The organism is Rodentibacter rarus (assembly GCF_001998965.1).
GTDB classification, from domain to species: domain Bacteria; phylum Pseudomonadota; class Gammaproteobacteria; order Enterobacterales; family Pasteurellaceae; genus Rodentibacter; species Rodentibacter rarus.
On the sequence record NZ_MLHJ01000092.1, the window covers coordinates 1 to 1,925 of the forward strand.

General features: G+C 42.0%; 2 protein-coding genes. One reads left to right on the plus strand and one right to left on the minus strand.

Going from position 1 to position 1,925, the window contains the following annotated elements; all coding sequences use genetic code 11:
* Positions 1-257: 257 nt before the first annotated feature.
* Positions 258-1,202: a DMT family transporter gene (locus BKK50_RS09100; RefSeq protein WP_077417418.1), complete on the plus strand. Its 945-nt coding sequence runs from the start codon at positions 258-260 to the stop codon at positions 1,200-1,202.
* 58 nt (positions 1,203-1,260) lie between these two features.
* Here the strand turns inward: BKK50_RS09100 and BKK50_RS09105 are convergent, their stop codons facing one another.
* Positions 1,261-1,842 carry an NAD(P)H-dependent oxidoreductase gene (locus tag BKK50_RS09105; RefSeq protein ID WP_077417420.1) on the minus strand — a complete coding sequence of 194 codons (582 nt, stop codon included), beginning with the start codon at positions 1,840-1,842 and terminating at the stop codon, positions 1,261-1,263.
* Positions 1,843-1,925: the final 83 nt, after the last annotated feature.

Consider the following 1,925-nt stretch of genomic DNA (forward strand, 5'->3'; position numbering starts at 1 on the left):
AGATTTTATGAAGTTTAGCTACCTCTCGAATGCCAAAATTCTACTCGGTGACAAATTTGATAATTTTTAAACGAAATTGATAAGAATAGGACATCATCTGCACCTTAAATTGGGGGGGGCAGGTTTTGGGGGCAGATCACTTTTCACCCCAAATTTATTATTGAATTTCACTCAATAGCCCATTCAATTGTTCCCATCTAATCAAAACAATCTTTCCCCCCTATAATGGGTTTAACTCAATTTTATGGAGAAAAACAATGATTGCTTTATTTGCCGCCCCGATTGGCGTGTTGGTGGGAATGGGGATTGCTTTTCAAACGGGAATGAATTCCGTGTTGCGTAAAAATGTCGTTTCACCGTTGCTGTCCTCTTTTGTTTCTTTTGGGGTGGGTTCGCTCTTATTAATGCTGCTCATTTTAGTGCAAAATGAACCGCTTGCAGTTTCAACTGATAGCCTAATTCAATCACCTTGGTGGATTTGGTCAGGCGGGCTATTGGCGATGTTTGGATTAACGGTCAATATTTTGATTTTCCCTCGTTTGGGGAGTGTTCAAACTGCTATTATGCCGATTTTAGGACAAGTCGTTACAGGGACATTAATTGATACATTCGGCGGGTTCGCTGCACCACAATATGATTTTACCCTATTGCGTTTATTGGGCTTAGTGGCAGTGATGACGGGAATTGGCATTGCAATTGTGTTGCCTGCTTTCAAACAACGCAGTCTGAAAAAGCCTGAAGAACGTTCATTGTTGGTTTGGCAAATTCTCGGCATCAGTGGTGGTATCGCCTCAGGTATTACGCCTGTGGTCAATGCTGCCTTGCGCCAAACCTTACATTCTACTAGCCTTGCGGTCTTCGTGCCTTTTGCTATCGGCACGCTGTTATTAGCATTGGTGATTTTTTTCAAAGAGCCGACCGCTTGGCGATATCTCAAAAATGCATTGAAACAGCCCCAACCTTGGTGGCAATGGTTTGGCGGTTTGCTCGGTGCAGTTTATATCGGCGGTATTGTATTGATCGTGCCACAAATTGGCACAGGTGGGGCGATCATCACTTCACTGTTTGGTTTGTTAGTTGGCAGTTTGATTATTGACCAATTCGACTTGCTTGGTGCGAATAAAAAACCGATCAACGCTATTCAGATTATTGGTTTATTGGTGTTGTTGGTCGGGGTTGTGATCATTCAAATGAGTAAATAAAAGTGCGGTCGGTTTTACAAAAGTTTTGCAAAGCCGGCCGCACTTTTTATACTCAATTTTAACCAAACACTTTCGTCAGATGAGCTTTGTAATCAGCGATATATTTTGGCACATCCGGTGATTTAATCACATCGTTGCAGATGAAGGTCGGTAATGCTTCTTTGATCCCAATAAATTCATTGGCTTTGTGGAAGTGAAGATATACCCCATCCACGCCTTGTTCTTCAAAGAAATCGTTAGGTGCGGTGAAGGCCTCAATAGGAGCGTTCCAAGTTAAAGAAAGCATATGTTTTTTACCGTGGAGCAAACCACCCGTGCCGTAGCCCTTAGTTGGTTCAACACTATGACGACCATCACTGTGATAAAGTTTGCCGTGTCCGGCGGTAAAGACCTCATCAATGTATTTTTTTACCGTCCAAGGTTCACCCATCCACCAACCCGGCATTTGCCAGATCACGGCATCCATCCAAAGGAATTTTTCGACTTCTTCTTCAATGTTATAGCCGTTATCAATCACGGTTTCCTGAATGTTATGTCCAAGTTGTTCCAACACTTCACGAGCGGTATGGTGCAAGGTGTGACTAAGTTGTCCGTTTGAATGACCGAAGGTTTTACCACCATCTAATAATAAAATATTCATTTGCTTTCCTTTTGTTTATTTTTACAGCTGAGAAAATCGGCGAGATTTTAGTTTATTTATAATTTAAAAGGGGCTGTACTAGA